The organism is Bradyrhizobium sp. 41S5 (genome assembly GCF_011516665.3).
Taxonomy (GTDB): Bacteria; Pseudomonadota; Alphaproteobacteria; order Rhizobiales; family Xanthobacteraceae; genus Bradyrhizobium; species Bradyrhizobium quebecense.
On record NZ_CP083721.1, the window covers coordinates 4,453,278 to 4,475,595 of the forward strand.

Here is a 22,318-nt window from a genome sequence, read left to right on the forward strand (position 1 = left end):
TGCCAGACTTTCGCGTGAGAACGCTCTAGTCGCGGCGGCTGGCCGCGACCGGGATCTTGTCCGTATCGCTGCGGCTCGCATCCCTGCGCGTCAACAGCCGCTTCAGCGCGGTGACATTGGCTGATCCCTGATCGGGCGGCAGATCGGCCTTCATGATGGTCTCAGCCTCGGCCTGGCGGCCCTGCAGGCCGACCACGACGGCGAGATTGGTGCGCACCCGCATGTCGTCGGGCGCGCGATCCCGGGCTCGGCGCAGCGTTTCCTCGGCCTTCGGCAGGTCCTTCGACAGCAGATAAGACAGGCCGAGATTGGAGAGCACCGATGGATCGTCGGGCACGATCTTCAGGGCGCTCGCGTAATATTGGCGGGCCTCGTCATGGCGCTCGAGCTGATCGAGCACGGCGCCCTGCGCCGACAGGATGCGCCAGTCCGGATCTTCCGGGGTGTGGGCGCGCCCGAGCACGTCGAATGCCTGCTGGAAATTGCCGTTGTCGGCGAGCGCCCGTCCGTAGCCTGCGAGCAGCGCCTTGTTGCTGGGCTGCGCCAGCACCGCCTGCTCCATGACCGCGACCGCCTGCGCCCGCTGGCCGGTGGCGCGCAGCGCCCGGGCGTATTTCAGCGCGGAGTCGGTGTCCTTGGGGTTGGCGCGGACGCGCTCGTGATAAGTCGCGATGTCGCGCCGCGGGTCGGCTGGGGCCGGCGTGGATTCCGCCGTATCGCCCAATGACCCGGTGATGTCGGACGGACCGGAGGTCTGACAGGCGGACAGCCCGATCAGCAGGAGCGCGGCAGATGCCGAGCCGGCGACACGGTGCATGCGGCCAGAAGGTCGGGGCAGTTTGTCAGACATCAAGGAGACTCGGAACAGCGAAGGTTCCGGGATGCTCACAGCTTAACCCTAAGTTCCGGTTAAGGATGCCATCATCTCGCCGTCATCCGGCCCAGAAGCGGTGCCGGACGCGGCGCGAACCCAGCCTGGCGGCTGGATCAGTCGACAAACTGGGCGCCGAATTCGTGCCCGATCCGCCAGGCCAGGCGGCACTGACGCGGACTGCCGCTCGACAGGATGATGGTGAATTCCGGCGGAATCTCCAGATATTCAGCGATCACCTTGACGCCGCCGGCCGAGATATCGGTGATCATGCAGTCGCGTGGCAACGACCCTGTGCCCAATTGAATTTTGGCGACGCTCCGGCACTCACGGCGTTCGCTCTTGCGGCGATTGACAAACATCCTGATCCCCAAGCCCTTTTCTGGATAGCTTCTCGGCTGGACAGCTTCTCGTTCCCACCGTCATAACGGGGAAAGATTGGAAACTGCCTAGCGGAACCAATCGCAATTGAGCGGTCATCTTCGAGATTCGTTTACCGGCTCCAGTGACCTCAGTGCCTCATTTGGCGGCCGCGCGCGTTACAGGGCCCTTCCGACAAGCCGGTTCCAACGGGAACAAAAAGGGGTTGATCCCAGGTCATTTGGCGATAGCGTGACCCCTTCGACTCGAATTTGCCGGGATATCCAGGAAGTATGGGAAGTCTTGTTCTGCTTGATCTGATGGGGGGCGTCGCGCTCCTGCTGTGGGGCCTGCACATGGTCCACAGCGGGATTCTGCGGGCCTTCGGGCCCGATTTGCGGCTGTTGCTGGCCCGGGCACTGAACAACCGCTTCACCGCCCTTGGCGCCGGCCTCGGTCTGACCGCCCTGCTTCAGAGCTCGACCGCGACCGCCCTGATCACCAGTTCCTTCGCCGCCGAGGAGATCGTCAGCCTGGTGCCGGCGCTTGCGATCATGCTCGGCGCCAATATCGGCACCACGCTGATCGTGCAGGTGCTGTCGTTCAACGTCGCAGCCGTGGCGCCGGTGCTGTTCATCGTCGGCCTGGTCGCATTCCGCAGCGGGCCGCGCTCCCGGATCAAGGATCTCGGCCGCGTCTCGATCGGCCTCGGGCTGATGCTGCTCGCGCTGCATATCCTGCTCGATACGATGGCGCCGGCCGAGAATGCCCCGGGCGTCCGCGTGTTTCTGAACGCGATCACCGGCGATCCCGTGCTCTGCATCCTGATCGGCGCGGTCGTGACCTGGCTGGTCCATTCCAGCGTCGCCAGCGTGCTGCTGGTGATGTCGCTGGCCTATTCCCAGTTCATCTCGCCCTATGCCGCGTTCGCGCTCGTGCTCGGCGCCAATCTCGGCAGCGCCGTCAATCCGTTGATGGAGGGGGCGCGACGCGACAATCCGGCGAGCTACCGGCTGCCGGTCGGCAACCTCGTCAACCGTATCGTCGGCATCTTGCTGGTGGCGCCGTTCCTGCGCCCGATCACCGAGCATGTTTACGCCTGGCAGCCCGATCTCGCCAAGGCGACCGCTCTGTTCCACATTGCCTTCAACGTTGCGACAGCGCTGCTGTTCATCGGCGTGCTCGACCAGATGGCGCGTCTGCTCGAGCGCCTGTTGCCCAGGGGGGCGCAGGAAACCGATCCGTCACGGCCGCGCTATCTCGACGAGAGCGCGCTGGAGACGCCTTCGCTCGCGCTGGCCGATGCCGCGCGCGAGGTGCTGCATATGGGCGACCATACCGAGGCGATGTTGCGCAAGGTCATGGCGGCGATGCTGACCAACGATCGCGCGCTGGTCGACCAGGTGTCGAAGATGGACAACACCGTCGATCGGCTGAACGAGGCGATCAAGCTTTACGTCACAAAACTTACCCGCGGCAGCCTCGATGAGCGCGAGGGTCAGCGCGCCATGGAGATCGTCGCGTTCGCGATCAATCTCGAGCATATCGGCGACATCATCGACAAGAATCTGAGCGAGCTCGCGACCAAGAAGATCAAGCACCGCCTGCAATTCTCGGCCGAAGGCGCCGAGGAATTGTCGGCGTTCCACAAGCGCACGATCGACTCGCTGCGGCTCGCGTTCGGCGTGTTCATGTCGGGCGACGCCGCCGAGGCGCGCAAGCTGCTCACCGAGAAGGCGGCGCTGCGCGCCGCGGAACTCGCCGCCGTCGAGCGCCATCTCGTGCGCCTGCGCGAAGGCCGGCCCGAGACCATCGAGACCACCTCGCTGCATCTCGACGTGCTGCGCGACCTTCGCCGCATCCATTCGCACATCTGCTCGGTCGCCTATCCCGTCCTCGACGCCGCCGGCGAGACTGCCGCCGATCGCGAGAATGCGGTCGAGGCGGCCGAGTTGCCGGCGCCCGGGCGGCCGTGATCAAACTACTTCCAAGACTACGTAGGCGGCCGGTGTTCGGAGCCAGGCGTCAGCTGCGGAAACGCGGAGGCAGCCGCTAGCTGGTCGATGCTGTCCCGCTGGCGATCGAAAGCCCCAAGCAGATCGCCTTGCAGCAGCCGGCCGTCTGACAACTTTATCCGCAGCGGATCGACGTTATGGCCGTTGATCCGCACCTCGTAATAGAGATGCGGTCCGGTCGAGAGCCCGGTCGATCCGACATAGGCAATCGTCTCGCCCTGACGAACGCGGTCTCCGATCTTCAGCCCTGCCGGGAAGCTCGCGACGTGGGCATAGGTGGTCTCATAGCCGCGATCGTGACGCACGCGGATATATTTCCCGTAGCCGTGCTCGTAGCTTTCGGTCTCGACGACGCCGGCGCCCGCGGCCGCAATCGGCGAACCATAGGGCGCTGCAAAATCGACGCCCTCATGAAAGCGGCGGTCGCCGAGGATCGGATGGATGCGCCAGCCAAAGCCGTCGCCGAGGCGGCCGCTTACCACCGGCTTGCGCAACAGGAATTTGGTGATGGACTGACCATCTTCATCGTAGAAGTCGGAGCTGCCGTCATCCGGGGCCGTGAACCGATAGTAGCGGCGCGCCTGCCCGCCGGCCGTCAAATCGATGAAGACCAGCTCCGGTTGGCCAATTTCGTTGGGAGCATAGATGATGTTGGCGACGTCGGCGTCGCCAAGAGGCTCGTCGAGATCGAAATCGCGGCCGCAAAGCCGCAAGAGTTCGGCAACGATCCCCTCGTCGACGTGATTGGAGCGTGCAAGCGCGTTAAGCCCGTCACGTAGCGTCTCGCCGGGGACGGAGTGGGTGTCGATCGACTGACGCAACAATCTCCCGTTCGACACGACGACATCCGGCTGTTCCGGCACGATCGCCTGGTACTGTCCGCTATCGGTGCGACCGACGGCGGACACTCCTGAGCCTGGCCGTTCGATCGACACTTTCGCGAGATGGCCGCGCGGCGACCCAGCGTCTCCGTCTTGTTCGATGATCGTGATCTTCTCGCCAGCAGACAGCGTCTCTTGACTGCCACGCGACGGGAAAGCGGCAAGGATCGACGGTGCGTCCTCGGCAGCCGCGGCCAACGCCCGCAGAATGGCGGACAGCGTGTCACCGCTCCTCGCGATAACGACATGTCGATGGTGACGCGACGAGGAAGGCGACTTCGGAAGGTTGGTTACGTTGACAGCCTCCCCGATCGGAGAATGCGGCTGCGGGACATCTTCACCGTCGGCATAGGAGCTGATGCGGCCCGGCAGCCCGCGGCGTGATGGACCCGCCCGTATGATGGCTGGTAACTCCGACAGCAATTGCGGGTTCGCTCGCTGCTCGTCCTTGCCGTCTGCCGGTGCTTCGCGACGATGGTCCTGTTGTGGTTCGGGATCGATCTCCGCGAGCCGCGCTGACACGCGGGTAAATCGACGGACCGAGCCGGCATCGCTCAGCTGCTCGATCTTGAGCGCCGAGGGACTGCCTTGCGAGCCTGGTCTCCGATCCAGACGATCGCCGCGCCGCGCCTCATCAACCACTTGCCCCGTGAAGCGTGGAAGTGAAACGACCGGCGATGCTGCGAATCGCGTGCGATAGCCGGATGCACCGCGCAGCGCGCCACCAAGGAGCGCGACGGCCGCGGTCCCGATCAGAATCGTCCCGGCCATCCAGCGCATACTGACTGCACGCCGGTCCGGCAGGCCGCGCTCACCGGTCAGCGGCGGCTCGTCGAGCATCGGGAGATCACGGACGCTCGATGGATAACCACGCGCTCTGGTCGGTTCGCCACGGCCGGTCATCAACGCCCCTCATCCCTTGGCGCATGGTCTCGGGATGCAGCCACGCCCACAACGAAGCGTAGATGCCATACGCCTTGGGGCGATTGTTTGACCGTCGTTTTGTTTCGATCACAATGTCGAGCGGAGCCCGGTGCTGGACTCCATCGAGATTATCGAGGAGGCCCAGCATACCGCTCGCCGCACTGACGACCACGACGATCAGCGGTCGAGCGTCTTCGAGGCCTTACCGCGGTTCTTCGCGATCAGCATGATGTTACGGAAGTAGATCAGCGTCGCGAGGCCCTGCCCGATGATGATGACAGGCTCGCGTTTGGCGAACCCGTAGATCAGCGTCATCAAACCGCCACCCATCGAGAAGAACCAGAACGCCATCGGCACCACGCTCTGGCCGGCGCGCTCGCTGGAAATCCACTGCACCAGGAAGCGCGCGGTGAAGAACAATTGCGCGATCAGGCCGAACGCCAGCCAGAAGTCGAACTTGGCGACGAACACTTCGTAGAAATAGGCGCTGAGCGCCTGGCCGAACTGAATCAGCATCACTTCACCTCGGTCACGACCGGCACTTCGGTGCCTGTCACTTCAGTGACGACCGGCGTCGGCTTCTTGCGGCGGATCAGCCACCACACGCCACCGAGATCCAAGATCCCGATCCAGAGCCGGTCGAAGAATCCATAATTCGACACGCCGGAATGGCGCGGGCGATCGACGACATCGACATAGGCGATAGCCAGCCCCTCGCGGCGGACCAGCGCCGGAAGGAAACGATGCAGCCCGTCGAAATAGGGCATCGCCAGAAACACCTCGCGCGGAAACGCCTTCAGGCCGCACCCGGTGTCGCGGGTACCGTCGCGCAGGATGATGCCACGCACGGCGTTGGCGATCCGCGATTGCAGCTTCTTGAAGCCGGTGTCCTTGCGTCCGACGCGCTGGCCCGCAGCGAGGCCAACCCGGCCATTGCCGCTCTCGATCGCCGCGATCAGGTTGGGCAGGAAGGCCGGATTGTTCTGGCCGTCGCCGTCAAGCGTTGCCACGATCGCCCCGCGCGCGGCGCGCACGCCGCTGCGCACGGCGGCTGACTGGCCCGACGAGACGTTGTGGCGGAGTTGCCGGAGATTGGGCCGCCGCGCCATGATCGCGCTCAGCCGTTCGCCGGTGGCGTCGGTCGAGCCGTCGTTGACGTAGACAATCTCGTAGGCCCAGCGGCCGTCGAGCGCCGCCGCGATCTCGGCGATCAGCGGCGCGATATTGTCCGCCTCGTTGCGCACAGGCACGACGATGGAAACGGCGACCGGCGTTTGGTCGGAAGCAGGCAAATCGGAACTCGTGGTTGGTGTTGGCAGCGGCTGGAACCCGCCCGATCCGGCCATCGGGCGACCGCTTTTATGGGGCGAAGGCGTTCCTCGCAACCCTTTTAAGGCGCCCTTCCGACGGTCCTGACAGCGCCAACACGGTGCCATCGCGATCAATGGCGAAACCAAGGCGGCGGGCGGCGAACCAGTAGCGCACAGCCATTGCGCCGATCACGCCAACCAGCGCGCCGGCGACCACGTCGCTCGGATGATGCGCCAGCAGCACGAGCCGCGTCGCGACGATGATCAGGGCATAGACCAGCATCGCGCCCCGTGCACGTGGCCATACCGCCGAGACGGCGAAGGCCAGCGCGAACGCCGTGATCGAATGTCCCGACGGAAAGCTCGAATAGGCCTCGGTGCCGGCGAAATGCTGGAAGTTGAACGCGTTGGCCTTGCCGCCAACAAAAGGCCGCCCGCGGCCGACGATCCACTTGATCAGCTCACCGACCGCCACCGACAACATGACCGACAGGAACAGGTATTGCAGCCTCGTCCCGAGGCCGAGCAAAGTCGCGCGCGGCACACCGCGCAGCGCAGGTGCCGCCAAGGCGACCGCAATCAGCAGCAAGCCAAGCGCGCACAGCACATACTCGTCCTTGCCGAAATCGGTGAGCGTCTTCACCCACCAGAGACCCGGCGTGCCGCGTGGCGGCATCAGGCTGATCTCGGCGACATCGACTGCATACATCAGCGTGATGATCACGGCGCCAACGCCGACGACGAGCAGGAGTGCATGGCGCGCGGAGCGTCGCGCCGCCTCGGCCCGGCGCGAATGCGACGGTGCACGCACGAGCTGGGCAAAGGACAGCCAGACCAGCGTCAGCAATCGTCCGAAATAGTTGGCGGATTCCGCAGTGGCTGGCGCCGCCGCCATGTCACTCCGTCCCTTCGGAACGGAAGATCGCGATCGAAACGGCCTTGCCCTGCGAGATGTTGTAGCCCTCGATCCGCACCGGCGCGTTGTAGCGCAGGCCGATCGCCTCGGCGCGTTGCACGAAGGCGCGCTCGGAGCGCTGTTCGACCAGCGCAAAGCGGCAGGAGCCCTGCCCCAGGAAATCCGCGGCGCCCGATCCGTCGGTGAGCAGCGTCGACGTATCGGTCATGAACACGAGGCTCGGCTCGTGGAAGCCGGCAGCCGCCGCCTTCGGGCCGACGCAGGTCACGTTGCGCAGCGCGCGCGCGACCTCCTGGCTCGGAAACACGGTGGTGAGCCGCGGCAGCACCACGCCATAGGTTGCGCCCGCCATCAACGCCGCGGCGATCACCGCATTAAGCAGCGAGCGCTCGGCGCGGCTATCCTCGAACATCCACCAGGCGATCAGGCCGAATACCATCGCCACCGCGAACAACGGCCAAGCCGGAAACACCGGCTGATGGATCGCCTTGATGGCGCCGACGATCACGAGCACGGCGCCGAATGCGGGGATAGCGAACCACCAGGCAGCGCCGCGCAACAACCAGGGGGAGCGCGACAGCACACGCCGCTCCAGCGCGCCGACGGTCAGGATCGCGATCGCCGGATAGAGCGGCAGCACGTAATGCGGCAGCTTGGTCAGCACCGCCTCGAACACGATCCAGGACGGGATCAACCAGGCCAGCAGAAACTGGGCACCCGGCTCGCGCCGCGCGCGCCAGACAGCCGGCGCCGCCAGGCCGGCGAGCGGCGCGCCGGGCCAGAACGTGATCCAGAACAGCAGCAGATAGAGCCCGGGCGGCGCGCCGTGCGACTCCTGCGCCCCAAGCTTGCTCAGCATGTCGCCGCCGACGGAGTCGGCAAAGAAGGTTTCGCCGGCGCGCAGGAAGATCAGCACGAACCACGGCAGCACCAGCACGAGGGTCCACGTCAGGCCCCAGACCGGGCGCATGCGCCAGAACCAGGCCGCCGATCGATCGAGGATCGCAAGCCCGGCCATGGCAAGGCCGACGAACATCAGGATCAGCGGGCCCTTGAGCAGGATGCCGACCGCCAGTGCCGTCCAGAAGATCGCAGGCGGCATCCATGATGGATGCGCCGGATCCTCGCCGCGTTGCCAGGACAGATACACCCGCGCCATCGCGCCCATCGCCGCGGTGACCGTCAGCAGCAGCATGGCGTCAGTCTTGGCGAGCCGCGCCTCGACCCCGAGCAGCACGCAGCTTGCCATCATCAAGGCAGCCAGCACCGCCCCCTGTCGGGTCACGAAGGCAAGCGCCGTCCAATAGGTCAGCAAAACGGCGCCGATGGCGCCGATCAGGGACGGCAGGCGGTAGACCCAGATGCGGACCTGGGCGCGCGGCACCCCGAGCGCGGAGATCGTCTTCAGCGCTGCCGCCTGCATCCAGTAGATGCCGACCGGTTTCTTGTAGCGAACGTCGTCCTGGAAGCGGATATCGACGAAATCGCCACTCTCGACCATCTGCTTGGTCGCCTGGGCAAAGCGAACCTCATCACGGTCGATCGGCGGGATGGTGAAGAAGCCCGGCAGGAACAGCACCAGGCAGGTCAGCGTCAGGAACAGGATCGAACGCCATTGGCTGGCCGTCGCGAACTCAAACGCCATGAACAGCCTGCGGCTCGAATGCGCAGGTTTTACAGACTGTTGCCCTGCTCCGAAGCGCCGGGGTTGGAGGCTATCCACCATGGGTTTCGCATACGATGAAACCGCAGCGCAAACAACCGTGCTGTTCCGCTTTCCCGCGCGATCATTGCACGCGGATCACAACGGTATCCGCTGCCCCCGTGGCGTCGATGACGGTGAGCCGCGCGAAGCCCGGCCCCGGCGGATCGATCAGGCGCTGCCGCCGGCTGTCGATGTCCCCGGCTGAGACACCGTTCACGAGTACCGTCAGCGGCAGCACCCCGCCGGCGACCTTGACCGGCATCGGCGCATGACGGCCGCCCTCGGATTGATCGACGTCGATGCGTGAGCCGTTCAGCGGAAACTGGATGTGTGGCGCCTGGTCGTTGCCGCTGCGGACCAGTTCGCCGAGCGGCCGGAACCGGCGCAGCGGCGGCGGCAGTTTCGCGTTGGAGGCGACCAGCACTCCCCGCGGCGGCTTCGGCAACGCCGCCGGGATTTTCCCGGTACGCGCAAAGGCATCGAACAGGATCGGCGCCGCCGCCGTTCGTCCGACCAGGCCCGGAACCGGCGCGCCGTCCGGACGGCCGACCCAGACGCCGATGGTGATGCGGCCGTCGAAGCCGACCGACCAAGCATCGCGATAGCCGTAGCTGGTACCGGTCTTGAACGCGATCCTGTTGTGCACACCGTTCTCCGGCGGCGGCGTGCCGAGCAGGACATTGCCGACCTGCCAGGCCGCGGCTTGATCCATCAGCCGCATCGTGTCGCGGCCGTCATTCGGCTGCATGATCTCGCGCAGCGGCTTGGTCGCACCAAGCCGCGCCAAACCGGAATAGAGCTGGGCGAGATCCTGCAGCGTGATGCCGACGCCGCCGAGGCCCATCGCAAGCCCTGGTGCCTCGTCCTTCGGCAGCACGAGGTTGGTGCCGGCCTGCTTCAGCCGCGCCGACAGCCGGCTCGCGCCGACGCGGTCGAGCAGCGCGATCGCCGGGACGTTCAGCGACAATTGCAGCGCCTTGCGGATCGGCACCGTGCCCTGGAACGTCATGTCGAAATTTTCCGGCGCATAGGAGCCGAAGCGAATTGGCCGATCCTCGATCAGACTGTCGGGATGGACAAAACCGTCTTCGAAGGCGAGGCCATAGATAAACGGCTTCAGCGTGGAGCCCGGCGAGCGCACCGCGCGCGTCATGTCGACCTGCCCGGCGCGCCGCTCGTCGAAATAATCCGCGGAGCCGACGCGCGCAAGCACGTCGCCCGTCTCATTGTCGACCACGACGATCGCAACCGAGACGTCAGGTCCCTGGGCGATGGCGCGGTCGCGCGCCAGCGCCTCCAGGTTCCGTTGCAGGGAGGCATCGAGCGTCAGCTTGATGACGGGCGCATCCTTCATCGTCGCGATCGCCTGATCGGAGGAATGCGGCGCCAGGATCGGGATCTGCTTGCGCAGCTTCGGCACCGGCGTGGCCCGGGCCTGCGCGGCGTCTTCCTTCGACACCGCGCCGTCCTCGACCATGCGGTCGAGCACGCGGTCGCGCGCGGCGTGGGCGGCTTCCGGATAGCGATCGAGCCGGCGCCGCTCCGGCGATTGCGGCAGCGCCACCAGCAGCGCGGCCTCGGCGAGCGAAAGCCGCTTCGGCTCCTTGCCGAAATAGGCGATCGAGGCGGCGCGCACGCCCTCGAGATTGCCGCCGAACGGCGCCAGCGCGAGATAGAGATCGAGGATCCGGTCTTTGGAGAGCCGCCGCTCCAGTTCAACCGCGCGCACCATCTGCCGCAGCTTTGCATAGACCGAGCGCTGGTGCCGCGGCTCGATCAGCCGCGCCAGCTGCATCGTGATCGTCGAACCCCCGGAGACGATACGGCCCCTTGTGAGCAGCTGGAATCCGGCCCGCGACAGCGCCAGCGGATCGACGCCGTGATGCGCGTAGAAGCGTTTGTCCTCATAGGCGAACAACAGTTTCAGATAAGTGGGATCGACCGATGCCTTGGCATCGACCGGTAGCCGCCAGCGTCCATCCGCCATCGCATAGGCGCGCAACAGTTTTCCATTTCGGTCGATGACCGTGGTCGAGACCTGCTGCGCCTGCGCAAGCGGCAGCGGCCCGAGCGAGGCGACCCAGGCGGCGAAGGCCGCAGCAACCATGACGAGCACGATCGCGACAGCGCCGGCAATGCGAAGCACCAACCGCCCGCTACGCTTGTCGTGCCCGGGCTTGACCCGGGCATCCACGTCTTGCTTGCCAGCGGACACGTCCCTGGATGGCCGGGTCAAGCCCGGCCATGACGAGAAGAGTTTTGGACGCGCGTCCTTGCTCATTCCACGATCACTCATTTCGTCGGCTTCACCTCGACCGCGCCGGTGCCGCTGCGGCCGTAGCGCGAGGGGTTGTACATGTCCTCGACATAGGCCTGCGGTAGCACGTATTTTCCGGGCGACACCGCGCGCACGACATAGGCGACCGTAAACACCGACTTGTCGTTGGCGCCCCGGTCGATCGCCGCGGTGAAGCGGTCATCGCGGAACTCGGTGTTCTTCGGCTCGACGCCGTCCTCGATCCAATCGAGCGTGCCGGAATCGCCCGACGACACCAGGTTCGGGTTGTCGATCTCGAGCCCGGCCGGCAGATAGTCGGCCACCATGATGTGACCGAATTCCGGTTTGGCTTCCGTCACCTTCAGCACAACCGCGAAGCGGTCATTCTGTTTCGCCTTGCTGACGTCGGCCGGCTTGCCGTCGAGCGTGAAATAGCTGCGCTCGATCTTGAAGCCGTTGGAGGCGGCGGGCTCCGGCGTCACCGGCGAGCCCGACACCGAGATCACCGCCTGTACCGGCGCGTCACCGGTGTTGGTAATCTTGAGCGGCTGGCCCGTCATCTCGTCGGCCTTGTAGCTGCGATAGACCGCGGTCTTGACCGGCTGACCGTTGATGTCGAGCGCCATCGTCTCCTTGGCGAGCGCGCGTGCCGCCAGCACCATCCACGCATTCTCCTGCGTCGATGTGTAAGGCGACAGACCCCGCGCCGCTTCGACCCGCAGCACGGCCTGCGTCAGCGTGGTGCGCGGCGCATTGCCCTCGCCCGCGAGCGAGACCAGCGCCGCCGCATCGCGCAGCGCCGAGCCGTAATCGACCCGCCCGAACTCGATCACGGGTTTGGGGTTCAGCGCGTCGAGCGCGGCACCATAGACCCGCTCCGCCCTCGCCTTGTCGCCGACCAGTGCCAGCGCCGCGGCAAGCTGCGCCTTGGAGATCGGCGTCGCCAGATTGTTCAGCTTGGTGTCGGCGAGATAGCGCAGGTCACCGATCGGCGCAGCACCATTGCGTGCGAGCACGTAGAGGCCGTAGGCCAGATCGCGGCCGCCGTCCTTCTCCGGCTCGTTGGCATTGACCACCGAGTTCCTGACGCGGTCGAGTGCGTTCTTGAACAGCACGTCCGGCACCGCAAAGCCCTTTTCGCGGGCCCGGGTCAGGAAGTCGGTGACGTAGGCGTCGAGCCATGCGTCGTCGCCGCCTGCCGACCACAGGCCGAACGAGCCATTCGATCCTTGTCGCGCCAGCAGCCGCTCGATCGCGTCGCGGATGCGCTGGTCGACCGCGGTGTCCATCGCAAGATGGGCGCCGGCGGCGAGATCGTTGACGTAGAGCAGCGGCAATGCGCGGCTGGTGATCTGCTCGGAGCAACCATAAGGGTAGCGGTCGAGCGCCTTCAGGATGCTCGCCGCATCGAGCGCGGTCGAGAGGCTCGCCGAGATCGAGACGCTGCCGGTGCCCGGCACGAGATCGGAGAACATGTCGGACGTCAGCGTCAGGCTCTCGCCCTTCGCCAGCGTGCGGATCGAGCGGCGCGCCAGCACCTGGGTCGCCGGCTTGACATCGAGCGCATAGTGCCGCGCCAGTGTCATCCCGTTCGGCCCTGAAATGTCGACGTCGAAATCGGCGCGCCCCGCGCCGCCGGCCTCGAGGCCGAGCGACAGCGAGGTGCGCTGCTTGGCGGCGAGCTTCACAGTCGTGGCCGAATTGCCCGAAGCCTTGATCGGGCCGCTCGCCTTGACGCTGACGGCGTAATCGCCGGCGGCGCCCTCGACGTTGTCGATATCCATGCTGATGGTGCCCTTGTCACCGGTCAGCAGGAAACGCGGCAATGTCGCGGTCACCACCACGGGATCGCGCACGATGACATCAACATTGGCGCGGCCGAGCTTGGTGGCACTCCACGCCACCGCCATCACCCTCGCCGTGCCGGCGAATTCGGGAATGTCGAAGCTCACCTCGGCAGTGCCGTCGGGACCGACCGTGACGATGCCGGAATAGAGCGCGAGCGGCTTCTGCGTCGGCGGCGAGCCCTGCAGCTCGGCGCCGGCTGCGTCACCGCCGCTGCGGATCTGACCCTGGGTGCCCTGCATGCCGTCGATCAGCTGGCCGTAGAGGTCGCGGATCTCGGCGGTCAGGCGGCGCTGGCCGAGATAGTAGTCGTCCGGCGCCGGCGGCTTGTAATTGGTCAGGTTGAGGATGCCGACATCGACTGCGGCCAGCACCACCTTGGCGTCCTCGCCGGAATTGAGCCCGCCGAGCTTGACCGGAATCTTCAGCGTCGTGCCCGGCCGCACCAATGCGGGCGGCGAAAGCTCGACGGCCAGCGTGCGTGTCTTTTTGTCGATGCCGAACCATTTCAGCCCGATCGCGCGGCCCGGCATGCGCCCGGCGGCGGCATCGAGCGGACGGCGCAGCGTCGTCATCACGTAGGCGCCGGTGCCCCAGTCCTTGCCGACCGGGAGCTTGACCTGCTGGGTGCCCTCCTTGACGTCGACGCTTTGGGTCGTCAGCAGGCGGTCGCCCAGCACATAGACCGTGAGCTTGCCGGCGGTGCGCGCGTTGACCGACACCGTCATGGTGTCGCCGGACTGATATTCCGGCTTGTCGATCGAGGTTTCGAGCAGGTCGGGCGTGTCGGCGCTGCCGTCGGAGTACCAGCCGACATCGAACTGCACCGACGTCACCGGACCGTCGGCATCGGGCGATTTCACATCGAGCCGGTAGCGGCCGGGCTGCGGCTGGAAGGTCAGGCGCATCGGCTTGTCGGCCGCGAGATTGACGTCACCGTCGGCGACGCGGCGGGTCGATTTGACCGGCTCATACTGCCAGGACGAATTCTGCCGGTACCACTGGTAACGCGACTCCAGCTTCAACAGCTCGTAACGCAGTCCATTGCGCGGCAGCTGCTTGCCGTCGGGCGCGACGAACACGACGTCGAACTCGGCCTTGTCACCCTCGGCCACGCTCTTGTCGCCGAACAGCGGCTTGACGCCGATCAGCGAGGCCACTGGGGCCACCGGCAGCACGATCTTGCGCTCGACCGAGCGGCCGCCGGTCTCCGCCATGCGGATGAAGATCTGGGCTTCCTGCGGACGGGTCGAGGCCGGGACCTTCTCGAGCTTGACCGGGAAGCTCGCCGCGCCATTGGCATCGGCCTCCGGCAGGTCCTCGATCGGGGTCCGCTCGTTGCTCGCGGTTTGCTCATCGTAGACGCCGAACTGGTAGCCGGCATAGCCGGGCCGGCCGGCCGCGCTAGGTGCGACCAGCATGTCGCCCTCGAGCTGCAGCCCGGAGGCCGGCGCGCCATAGAGGAAGTGGCCGGAAACCTGAAGTTCCACTGGAACTTCAGCTCTGATCACCTTCTCCTTGCTGGTCAGGTCGAATTCGATCCGCTCAGGGATGTAATCCTCGACCATGAAGGTGGTCTCGCCGACCGACGAGCCCTTGGGATCGGTAAAGACGCGGGCCCGCCAGGTACCGGTCGGCACCGCGGAGTTCAGCGCCAACGCCAGCATGCGGCCGCCGGCGCCCTGGTCGGGCAGCACGGTGCGGCGGAATTCGACGCCGTCAGGCCGCTCGATCACCATGGTCAGCGGCGTCCCGGTCAGGGCGTTGCCCTGTCCGTCGCGCAGTAGCGCGGTCAGATAGACGGTCTCGTTGGAGCGGTAGACGCCGCGCTCGGCGTAGACGAAAGCGTCCGCGCCGGCCGGGATCGCGCGCCCTGCGACGCCGCGGTCGGTGAGGTCGAAGGCGTTGGTCTTCAGGCTCAGGAAGGCGTAGTCGGCCTTCTCGCCCGTCACCGTCAGCAGTGCCGGCGACAATCCGCCCTCGCCGCGCGCCAGCCCCTGCTCGAACAGCACATGGCCTCCTGCATCCGTCTTGCGGGTGGCCAGGATCTCGTTGTTGCGGGCGACCAGCTTCACCTCGGCATTGGCGACCGGTTCGGTCGAGGCCAGCGAATTGACGAAGACGTGGATACCGTCATTGCCGGAGAAGGCCGACAGGCCCATGTCGGAGACGATGAACCATTGCGTCGCCAGCGTGCCATCGTCATCGCTGCCCGGCCCCTTGGCCGCCGCGGTCATGACATAGACACCCGGCTGCAGGTCGCCGAGCGCCTGGTCGACCGGAAATGCGGTCACGACGTCCTGGTTCAGCGTCGTGGCGGTGGCGAGCTCGCCGGACCACACCTTGACGCCGCGCTGGTCGCCGAGATCGGAGAGCTGATAGCGGCTCAGCGTGCTCTGGAAGTCGCTGTCGATCACGGTGTTGATCAGGTTGCGGTCGCCGATCCGGAACACGTTGACCGTGACCGCCGGCGTGTTGACGCTGACCACCGGGATACCGCGCTGGCCGGTCCGCGGCAGCACATAGGCCCGCCCAGTGAACCGCACGAACGGCTTGCGGTCACGGACATAGATGTTGAACTCAGCGGATTTCGGCAGGGTTTCCTTGACGGTCGACGGCAGGCCGGCGCGCAGATTGATGTTGTAGCGCTCGCCGTGCTTCAGCCCGTCGACGCAGAGCTGCTGGCCTTCCGCCGACAAAGCCGGCTTGTCGGTGCCGGCCAGTGCGAGATACGGCGCGAAGTCGACGCGCTTGGCCAGCTCCTCGGAGAACTGGAAGCAGGCCCGCGGCGAGGCCGCGTCGGAATCGACGGTATAATCGAGCAGCCGGAAGCCGTGCTCGTCGCGCATCTTCTCATACTGGCCCCTGACATCGGCGACCTCACGCAGGTCGAGCGACAGCCGCAGCGCGTCGAGCGCCGGACGCCACAGCTTGCGCTCCGCGAGCGCCTTGCCGAGCACGGCCAACGAATCGGCCTCCTCGCCCGCATTGCCGGCGCGCTGATAAGCGATGTAGGCGGCAGTGGAGGCGCGCTCCATCAGAAAGGTTTGCTCGCTGGAGCTGGCGGAGCGGATCTGGAACACGGTCCTGGCAAGCCGCAGCCAATTGGCGCCGTCCTCGGGCGCGGTTGCGGCGATCTGGCCGAGGATCGTGAGCCCGCCGCGGAAATCATTGCGCCTGAAGGCTGCGTCCGCGTCGGTGCGCAAGGTCGCGGCCGACTTGTTGACCGCGCCCGCCTCGCTCTTGATCTGGGCTTCCAGCTTGATTGCGGAATCCGCGAGGTCGTCGCGCCTGAAGGCCTTGTCCGCGGCCTGGGCGCTCACCAGGCCGAGCGCCAGCGTGGCGCAAATTGCGGCCGCACGAACCAATCCGATCATGATGGAGCTCCTGAACGCCCCGCGGTCGAACGCCGCGTTGGGGCTAAAAAATGCGCGAAAAGGTGACGGAGTGAAGGCGCTGACATGAACGGACGAAAACGTCGCAGATTGCATTGCCGACATTCCTTCGACCTGCCCCGGCGGCAGCGTCATGCCGGCTCGGCGGGCGGGTCTGGCCAACACAGGACGGGACCCCTGCTCGCCTTTGTCGTCTGACCACAAAAATCGGTTCGGACGGACTTGGCGGAAAGGCGGATTTTTCATATTGCGGGTGCTACAAGGCGGCCACGGTCCCGTAGCTCAACTGGATAGAGTAGCGGATTTCTACTCCGCGGGTTGCAGGTTCGAATCCTGCCGGGATCGCCACGCCACTCCCCCTTCGATGAAGCCATTTTCCGGAAGCCGCGAAGCCGGCCGGAAACAAAGCCGGGGTAGCGTTCCGTCATTGCACCAAAAGGGGATTCGGTCATGTGGGATTTCATCAACGAATTGTACCGGGATTTCTGCCTGGCTCGCCTGCAGGAGATGCGGAAGCTCGAGCAACATATCTGAACAGGCGCGGAGCATGGACCACGATCATCCGTTGGCCGGCGCCTTCCTGACCGGCAATGGTGATTGCCGCGGTGGTCTGGGTGACAATTGGACCTCCGCCGGGGCACAAGAAGGTCACCAACCAACACCAGACTGTCGCGAGACGCTAACGCCCGTATGAATACGGGTTGCTCGAACCTTGGCGCCAGTCTCGCAGACAGACCATGACTGGGATTGCGGGCCCAGGTTGAAACAGACCGCCGCCGGGACAATTCATTTCGAGCCCGGCGGCGTGGTTTCGTTGGCGACCCCAACTCTAAGGTTCTCTTAACCACCAACGAAGGCCGCGCGCGAGAGCGTGGACCGATTGCGCGTCCATTCGCGTTGTACAGCGCCATGCGTACAACGGGTCATTGGGTCATCGTTGCGGTGTGGGGCGCGGCAGTTCTCGCCACGCCCATCGCAACCGCCGACGCACAACAGGTGCAGGCCGGAACGTTCGCGTGTCGTGGCGGCCCCGATACCGGGTTCGTCCTGGGCGCGGTGACCAATCTCGATTGCGTGATGCACGCCGACAGCGCACCGGACAGTCGTTACGTCGCAGCCATTCCCAACCTCGGCATTTTCATCGGCGACCAGGAAGTCGCACTGGCCTGGAGGGTGATGGCGCCGGTGCCGTGGCTCGGGCTCGACCAACTCGCCGGCAGTTACACGCACGAAAGCGGCGCGGGCGACAATGTCCTCACCCGCGGCACGAATACACCGATCACGCTGCTTCCGTTGAACGGGGATGCTTTCTCGACTCCGCCGGTCAAGATCGAGAGCCTGGAAATTCGGCCGATGGATCGCTCATCCTGAACGAAGCCAGGTACCGGCTGCCGAAATGCACAATGCCGATGCTCCTGGCGCGCAAGTCGGTGAGGCATTCCGTGGCAAGAGGCACGCGAGCACAATCTAGCGGCAGATTGCCGAGAATTGCGGCTTGATCCTCATCCAACAAGCCGCCTGAATTCACGTACGTTCCGTTCATGTGAGAGGGTTCACAGGCGTATCGCAATTCGAGTGCTAAGCTTCGAGAATTCTTACAACCATTCTGCTGACGAATTTCATGGCGAAGCTCTTGACGGTCACCGTAACGGTGTTTGCTGTTCTGGCAATGCTGCGGGGCCAGCCTAACGCGTTTGTTCCGCTACCTACGCAGCCGATGCCTAGCGCTCTCATTCCCTGACGTCCTGGAAAGCGCCGGACAAGCATTCTGGCTGATGCTGCTGTGTAGCTGCCTGGGCACTTTTCTTGTCTGGGCCCTCTACGAGATCGAGCAATTGCGAGACCGGCACCGTCAACGAGCCGACCTTGTACGCAACGCAATGAAGTTCGTCGTGCCGCGGACCAAAAGTCGGAGATAGCGCATGCCGTTCGGCGACATCGAGAAGAGCAACTTGTGACGGCACCGGGCGAGGATAGAGATCGCTCATCGCTCGGCGCAGCGCCCGGAATGCACAACGCCGCCCGCTTGAAATATATGCGGACGGCGCTGCTCCTAGCCCCAGGAAGGTGATGCAAAATCCTGACAGCTCCAACTCTGCACGTTCTGTGCCAGCGATCATGGCCCATATGGGCTATTTGACTGGCGAGAAACGAAGCTAGGTTAAGCACCGAGGCGCTGGTGACGGTGCCTCACGACCAAAGTGTCAACTTGGCCTCAGCGTGGCCCACGCGCTGAGGTCATTCTTTTTGATGTTCACGGTCTGCTCTGAAATCGCGTCTTGTCTTTTATCATTCAGCGCACGAAACAATTCCGTAGTTCTCCGTGCGTGAACAAGGTTCCGACGGCGTTTGAGATGCCGAACGTATTCTGTTCGTCGCGTTGCAGGTTTCGATTCTCGCAGCGATCTTGGGCGGCCTGCTTCGTGATTTCTTAATCTGGAATTGCTTCCTCAAAGCAATTGCCAGCGCTCTCATTGTTCGCCGATATTTTGGGATCGATATGGAAGATTCCGTCCAGATCCGTTGCACTCGTTGCAAGAACGTCTTTCGTGATCGCGCCAAGCGGCTGCAGAACGGTTATTCGCGGCAGTGCCCAAGTTGCGAGATCGTCCTCTTCTTCGACGAGGACTCGCATGATTCAAACATCAAGCGAGCGATGCGAACCGCGCGGCGCGCACGGAAGGAACTACGTGAAAGCGAAGGCGTGAGCGCGAGAAGGGCCGCGGGTGTTCCCTGGCAATACAGCGGGCGCTCGGCATCGAACTCTCGGGGAACCGAAGACGACGGTGCCGATTGAGTTTGGCGCCGGGGGCTACCGCACTATCCGCCTCGGCCGGCATTTTCCGAGGCACGGTCGAGCCACTGGCGTGTCGACTCGTCACTCCAGCCGGGAACGGCGAAGCGCGCCGCCGGCGTTGCAGACGCGGGCGAACGAACGGTTGCGGGTTGGCGTGTATGGGAGTGACGCCGTGTCGCGGCGCTCGCAGACACGCACAGGATGACCAGCAGGCGAAGTGCCAAGACACAACGCATTTGCTCCTGACGACCATCGCGACCGCGCCGAGAGAACGATCGCGTCGCCTGTTTGCTCGGCCGATGCGCCATTCCCATTTAGACCCCGCCGGCTTTCAATTTTTCCAGCATCTGGTCGATCCGCTTGCGTTTTGTTGCGGCCCGCACGCTGCGGTCGATCCAATGCAGATAGTCATGCGTTGATACGGCGGACTTTCCTTAACCGCGGACACTCTACTAAGGCCATTCGCCGTGATCCACAAATCGCTCCGCCAGATGACAGCGCCTGCCAGGCCCCCGGTGAGGTGACCGGCGACGCCGTTCAACAAACCAAATGGTGTGTAGCCGGCACAAGAATTTCGTCAGGAATGACCGTGTATGGAAGACGGGTCCAACGCCCGGAGAGGACGACATGCGGAACCTGAATACTGTGCTGAGCAAGCTGAACGACCGTCTGCTGCGGCTGGAGGGCGAGCTGTTCGTGCTGCGATCGATCGCACGCGCTGCCCTGACCTCCGGCGACGAGTCCGCGGTCCGCACCCGCAAACTGCTCGAAGGCGCCAAGCTCGCGCTGGCAGACGAAGCCGAACGGCCGCTGGACGCCGCGACCGGAAAATACGTCGCGGCCGCGATCGCCATGGTCGAAGAGCTGCTCGAGAATCCTCGCGAGGCAGCCCCGCTGTTCAGGGTGATCGATGGCGGCAAGCGCGACGATTAGCCTGCGGTCGGGAATTACGGACCGGGCCTAGCTCGCGCCCTGCACGGCCCTGTCATACGCCTCGATCGTGACTTGCGCCCTGACCGCAACATCCGCGGCCGTCATGCCCGGCTTGTAGAGGCTGCTGCCGAGACCGAAGGCGCGAATGCCCGCCTTCACATACTCCGCGAAATTCTGGTCCGAGACGCCGCCGACGGCGGCGAGCATCACATCCGGCGGCAGCACGGCGCGGATCGCCGAGATGCCGGAAGCGCCGAGCACGCTTGCCGGAAAGAACTTCAGGCTCGAGGCGCCCGCGCGGGCGGCGAGCAGCGCTTCCGTCGGCGAGAACACGCCGGGCATCGTGATCATCGCGTGGTGCCGGGCGCGCGCCAACACGTCGACATCGACGTTCGGCGACACCATGAGTCGTCCGCCGGCGCCGTGGAGACGATCGACGTCTCCCGCGGTCAGCACCGTGCCGGCGCCGATCAGGACATCAGCGGGCGCACGCTTCGCCGCAATCTCGATCGAACGGAACGGCTCGGGCGAGTTCAGCGGAATCTCGATCGCGGTCATATCAGCCTCTAGCAGCGCGCCGACGATGCCCAAAGCCTCGTCCGGCTTGACGCCGCGCAGGATCGCGACCAGCGGACGCTTCATCGGAGGAAACGGAATGCTCATGGGCTAATCCCTCAATTGGTCCAGATCGCCGCCGCGGCGCCGGCGAGACCATGGCGAACCGCCTCCTCCGCATCCATCACGTTGAGCGGTATCGAAAGGCTTTCGAGCGCGATCCGATAGAGCCGTTGCAGCCGGCCCGATGCAATCAGCGTAACCGGCGTTCGCTCCCGCTCCGCAAGGCCGGCCGCGAGCTCCGCACCGATTAACGTGCCGGAGATCGTCTCACGGGCCGCCTGCGCGCTGCCGCCGAACAGCAACTGCCGGGATCGCACCCGAAACAGCAAATTGGCCGATAGCGCCGGCGTTGCGAACGCCTCGATGACAGCAGAGCGGAACGCATCGGTATCAACGGCCTCTTCCGCTCCGGCGACGGCATGCGACAGAACAGTGTCGCGCGCAACCACGCTGAACAACTCGCCGGTCATGAAGGTCGCAAAGCGCTCGACCGTTCCACCGCGCAGGCGCACCCATTTGGAATGGGTTCCCGGCATGCAAACTAGGGCCTCACCCGGCGCATCCAGACCGAGCGCGCCGAGCAACTGGGTTTCCTCGCCACGCATCACATCAGGGGCCGCAGCATCGCGCTGTGCAATCCCAGGCAGGATGCGGATATCGCGCGGCTGCCCGCTGACCACGACGGCGCCTTTGAGGATATCGGAGAGATGCGCCGGCGTGTCGACATAGCCGGCCTCGACCCAGCCCTGCCGCGCGCCAGCCATGCCGCAGATCACGACCGGCAGACTGGCCGCCGCGCCCAATGCGTCGAGATGCGATTGCAGCACCGGCGCGAAGCCGGTCCTGGCGGCCGCCGTCATGCCCTCGTCGCTGCGCCGTTCGCCGAACACCTCGCCGCCAGCGCTCATCAGCCAGAGCCGGAAGCTGCTGGTGCCCCAATCGACCGCGACATAGGAAGGCCCGCTCATCGCGCTCTGTTCCACGCTTTTTGGTTTCCGGCTCGGCGATGGCGCCGCTGACCAGACGCGATAACGGCGTTCATCACGCCGCGCAAGGCGCGCCAATATCGCGACGCTACGCGATCACGCGCGCGTGCGACCGCCGAGCCCTGTTCGCGTCTGTGAGTGCGCGGCTCGGTTACCGCGCGCCCTTCAGCGTACAGGAGGTCGTGCAGGTCGTGACGTTGCCATGGTCACACTTGATGCAGGCGTTGACGCACTGATCCATGACCTTGGGATTGTACTGACTATAAAGATTGGCCGCGCAGCTGTTGGTCGATCCCGTGACCTCCGGGTCGGACCAGCAACCGGACAGTAAAAATGCTGCGGCACTCAAAATGGCGACCTTGCGCATAAGGCCTCCTGCCACGCTCTATCCAAGTATCCTTGCAAGTAACCTTGATAGGTTAGGTTAAATTTTGGTTTCAATTGCGACCTGGTCCGGAAGCGGTATTGCTTATCCACCGGACAT

General features: G+C 65.1%; 18 protein-coding genes and 1 tRNA gene. 4 read left to right on the forward strand and 15 right to left on the reverse strand.

Features of this window, described 5'->3' with window-relative positions:
• Positions 1-25: 25 nt before the first annotated feature.
• Positions 26-850: a tetratricopeptide repeat protein gene (locus HAP47_RS21325; RefSeq protein ID WP_231168331.1), complete on the reverse strand. Its 825-nt coding sequence runs from the start codon at positions 848-850 to the stop codon at positions 26-28.
• A gap of 137 nt (positions 851-987) precedes the next feature.
• Positions 988-1,233 (reverse strand): PilZ domain-containing protein, encoded by a 246-nt coding sequence (locus HAP47_RS21330; protein WP_021079298.1) that lies wholly within the window; start codon positions 1,231-1,233, stop codon positions 988-990.
• Between the two features lie 291 nt (positions 1,234-1,524).
• Between HAP47_RS21330 and HAP47_RS21335 the strand changes: the two genes are divergently transcribed.
• Positions 1,525-3,207, forward strand: coding sequence for a Na/Pi cotransporter family protein (locus HAP47_RS21335; RefSeq protein WP_173642904.1), 1,683 nt, complete (start codon positions 1,525-1,527; stop codon positions 3,205-3,207).
• Positions 3,208-3,224: 17 nt separating this feature from the next.
• Here the strand turns inward: HAP47_RS21335 and HAP47_RS21340 are convergent, their stop codons facing one another.
• From HAP47_RS21340 to HAP47_RS21370, 7 genes are all read right to left on the reverse strand, one after another.
• Positions 3,225-5,030: a M23 family metallopeptidase gene (locus HAP47_RS21340; protein ID WP_176396293.1), complete on the reverse strand. Its 1,806-nt coding sequence runs from the start codon at positions 5,028-5,030 to the stop codon at positions 3,225-3,227.
• 198 nt (positions 5,031-5,228) lie between these two features.
• Positions 5,229-5,567: a lipid-A-disaccharide synthase N-terminal domain-containing protein gene (locus HAP47_RS21345; RefSeq protein ID WP_173642902.1), complete on the reverse strand. Its 339-nt coding sequence runs from the start codon at positions 5,565-5,567 to the stop codon at positions 5,229-5,231.
• Complete coding sequence (locus HAP47_RS21350) at positions 5,567-6,397, reverse strand: glycosyltransferase family 2 protein (RefSeq protein WP_371821641.1); 831 nt, start codon at positions 6,395-6,397, stop codon at positions 5,567-5,569. Before HAP47_RS21350 ends, HAP47_RS21345 begins: the two co-directional genes overlap by 1 nt.
• Before the next feature lie 13 nt (positions 6,398-6,410).
• Entirely contained in the window at positions 6,411-7,256 is an 846-nt protein-coding gene (locus tag HAP47_RS21355; RefSeq protein WP_173642901.1) for a phosphatase PAP2 family protein, read from the reverse strand.
• A 1-nt stretch (position 7,257) separates the two neighbouring features.
• Positions 7,258-9,003, reverse strand: coding sequence for an ArnT family glycosyltransferase (locus HAP47_RS21360; RefSeq protein ID WP_173642900.1), 1,746 nt, complete (start codon positions 9,001-9,003; stop codon positions 7,258-7,260).
• A gap of 61 nt (positions 9,004-9,064) precedes the next feature.
• On the reverse strand, positions 9,065-11,278 hold the full coding sequence (pbpC, locus tag HAP47_RS21365; protein ID WP_173642899.1) for a penicillin-binding protein 1C: 2,214 nt from the start codon (positions 11,276-11,278) through the stop codon (positions 9,065-9,067).
• Positions 11,275-16,482, reverse strand: coding sequence for an alpha-2-macroglobulin family protein (locus HAP47_RS21370; protein ID WP_173642898.1), 5,208 nt, complete (start codon positions 16,480-16,482; stop codon positions 11,275-11,277). The genes pbpC and HAP47_RS21370 overlap by 4 nt, the downstream gene beginning before the upstream one ends.
• A gap of 289 nt (positions 16,483-16,771) precedes the next feature.
• Here HAP47_RS21370 and HAP47_RS21375 point away from each other — a divergent pair.
• Positions 16,772-16,848, forward strand: a tRNA-Arg gene (locus HAP47_RS21375).
• A 549-nt stretch (positions 16,849-17,397) separates the two neighbouring features.
• Positions 17,398-17,871 carry a DUF992 domain-containing protein gene (locus tag HAP47_RS21380; RefSeq protein ID WP_173642897.1) on the forward strand — a complete coding sequence of 158 codons (474 nt, stop codon included), beginning with the start codon at positions 17,398-17,400 and terminating at the stop codon, positions 17,869-17,871.
• 359 nt (positions 17,872-18,230) lie between these two features.
• Here HAP47_RS21380 and HAP47_RS21385 read toward each other — a convergent pair whose 3' ends face one another.
• The 3 genes from HAP47_RS21385 to HAP47_RS41610 form a co-directional block, all read right to left on the reverse strand.
• On the reverse strand, positions 18,231-18,488 hold the full coding sequence (locus tag HAP47_RS21385) for a hypothetical protein (protein ID WP_173642896.1): 258 nt from the start codon (positions 18,486-18,488) through the stop codon (positions 18,231-18,233).
• Positions 18,489-18,931: 443 nt separating this feature from the next.
• Positions 18,932-19,135: a hypothetical protein gene (locus tag HAP47_RS41605; protein WP_173642895.1), complete on the reverse strand. Its 204-nt coding sequence runs from the start codon at positions 19,133-19,135 to the stop codon at positions 18,932-18,934.
• A 476-nt stretch (positions 19,136-19,611) separates the two neighbouring features.
• Positions 19,612-19,680: a hypothetical protein gene (locus HAP47_RS41610; protein ID WP_371821821.1), complete on the reverse strand. Its 69-nt coding sequence runs from the start codon at positions 19,678-19,680 to the stop codon at positions 19,612-19,614.
• A gap of 244 nt (positions 19,681-19,924) precedes the next feature.
• Between HAP47_RS41610 and HAP47_RS21395 the strand changes: the two genes are divergently transcribed.
• Complete coding sequence (locus tag HAP47_RS21395; protein WP_173642894.1) at positions 19,925-20,230, forward strand: hypothetical protein; 306 nt, start codon at positions 19,925-19,927, stop codon at positions 20,228-20,230.
• A 27-nt stretch (positions 20,231-20,257) separates the two neighbouring features.
• Here HAP47_RS21395 and HAP47_RS21400 read toward each other — a convergent pair whose 3' ends face one another.
• From HAP47_RS21400 to HAP47_RS21410, 3 genes are all read right to left on the reverse strand, one after another.
• Positions 20,258-20,893, reverse strand: coding sequence for a 2-dehydro-3-deoxy-6-phosphogalactonate aldolase (locus HAP47_RS21400; protein ID WP_173642893.1), 636 nt, complete (start codon positions 20,891-20,893; stop codon positions 20,258-20,260).
• Between the two features lie 11 nt (positions 20,894-20,904).
• Positions 20,905-21,816 (reverse strand): 2-dehydro-3-deoxygalactonokinase, encoded by a 912-nt coding sequence (locus HAP47_RS21405; protein ID WP_173642892.1) that lies wholly within the window; start codon positions 21,814-21,816, stop codon positions 20,905-20,907.
• Between the two features lie 169 nt (positions 21,817-21,985).
• Positions 21,986-22,201 (reverse strand): hypothetical protein, encoded by a 216-nt coding sequence (locus tag HAP47_RS21410; protein ID WP_050402491.1) that lies wholly within the window; start codon positions 22,199-22,201, stop codon positions 21,986-21,988.
• Positions 22,202-22,318 lie beyond the last annotated feature (117 nt).

Bases quoted from the DNA above. Each gene is read 5' to 3' on its own strand.
- HAP47_RS21370 (WP_173642898.1), bottom strand. From the start codon at position 16,482: ATGATCGGATTGGTTCGTGCGGCCGCAATTTGCGCCACGCTGGCGCTC.
- HAP47_RS41605 (WP_173642895.1), bottom strand. From the start codon at position 19,135: ATGCGAGTCCTCGTCGAAGAAGAGGACGATCTCGCAACTTGGGCACTG.
- pbpC (WP_173642899.1), bottom strand. From the start codon at position 11,278: ATGAGTGATCGTGGAATGAGCAAGGACGCGCGTCCAAAACTCTTCTCG.
- HAP47_RS21335 (WP_173642904.1), top strand. From the start codon at position 1,525: ATGGGAAGTCTTGTTCTGCTTGATCTGATGGGGGGCGTCGCGCTCCTG.
- HAP47_RS21410 (WP_050402491.1), bottom strand. From the start codon at position 22,201: ATGCGCAAGGTCGCCATTTTGAGTGCCGCAGCATTTTTACTGTCCGGT.
- HAP47_RS21340 (WP_176396293.1), bottom strand. From the start codon at position 5,030: ATGACCGGCCGTGGCGAACCGACCAGAGCGCGTGGTTATCCATCGAGC.
- HAP47_RS21330 (WP_021079298.1), bottom strand. From the start codon at position 1,233: ATGTTTGTCAATCGCCGCAAGAGCGAACGCCGTGAGTGCCGGAGCGTC.
- HAP47_RS21325 (WP_231168331.1), bottom strand. From the start codon at position 850: ATGTCTGACAAACTGCCCCGACCTTCTGGCCGCATGCACCGTGTCGCC.
- HAP47_RS21385 (WP_173642896.1), bottom strand. From the start codon at position 18,488: ATGAGCGATCTCTATCCTCGCCCGGTGCCGTCACAAGTTGCTCTTCTC.
- HAP47_RS21350 (WP_371821641.1), bottom strand. From the start codon at position 6,397: ATGGCCGGATCGGGCGGGTTCCAGCCGCTGCCAACACCAACCACGAGT.
- HAP47_RS21345 (WP_173642902.1), bottom strand. From the start codon at position 5,567: ATGCTGATTCAGTTCGGCCAGGCGCTCAGCGCCTATTTCTACGAAGTG.
- HAP47_RS21355 (WP_173642901.1), bottom strand. From the start codon at position 7,256: ATGGCGGCGGCGCCAGCCACTGCGGAATCCGCCAACTATTTCGGACGA.
- HAP47_RS21400 (WP_173642893.1), bottom strand. From the start codon at position 20,893: ATGAGCATTCCGTTTCCTCCGATGAAGCGTCCGCTGGTCGCGATCCTG.
- HAP47_RS21360 (WP_173642900.1), bottom strand. From the start codon at position 9,003: ATGGTGGATAGCCTCCAACCCCGGCGCTTCGGAGCAGGGCAACAGTCT.
- HAP47_RS21395 (WP_173642894.1), top strand. From the start codon at position 19,925: ATGCGGAACCTGAATACTGTGCTGAGCAAGCTGAACGACCGTCTGCTG.
- HAP47_RS21405 (WP_173642892.1), bottom strand. From the start codon at position 21,816: ATGAGCGGGCCTTCCTATGTCGCGGTCGATTGGGGCACCAGCAGCTTC.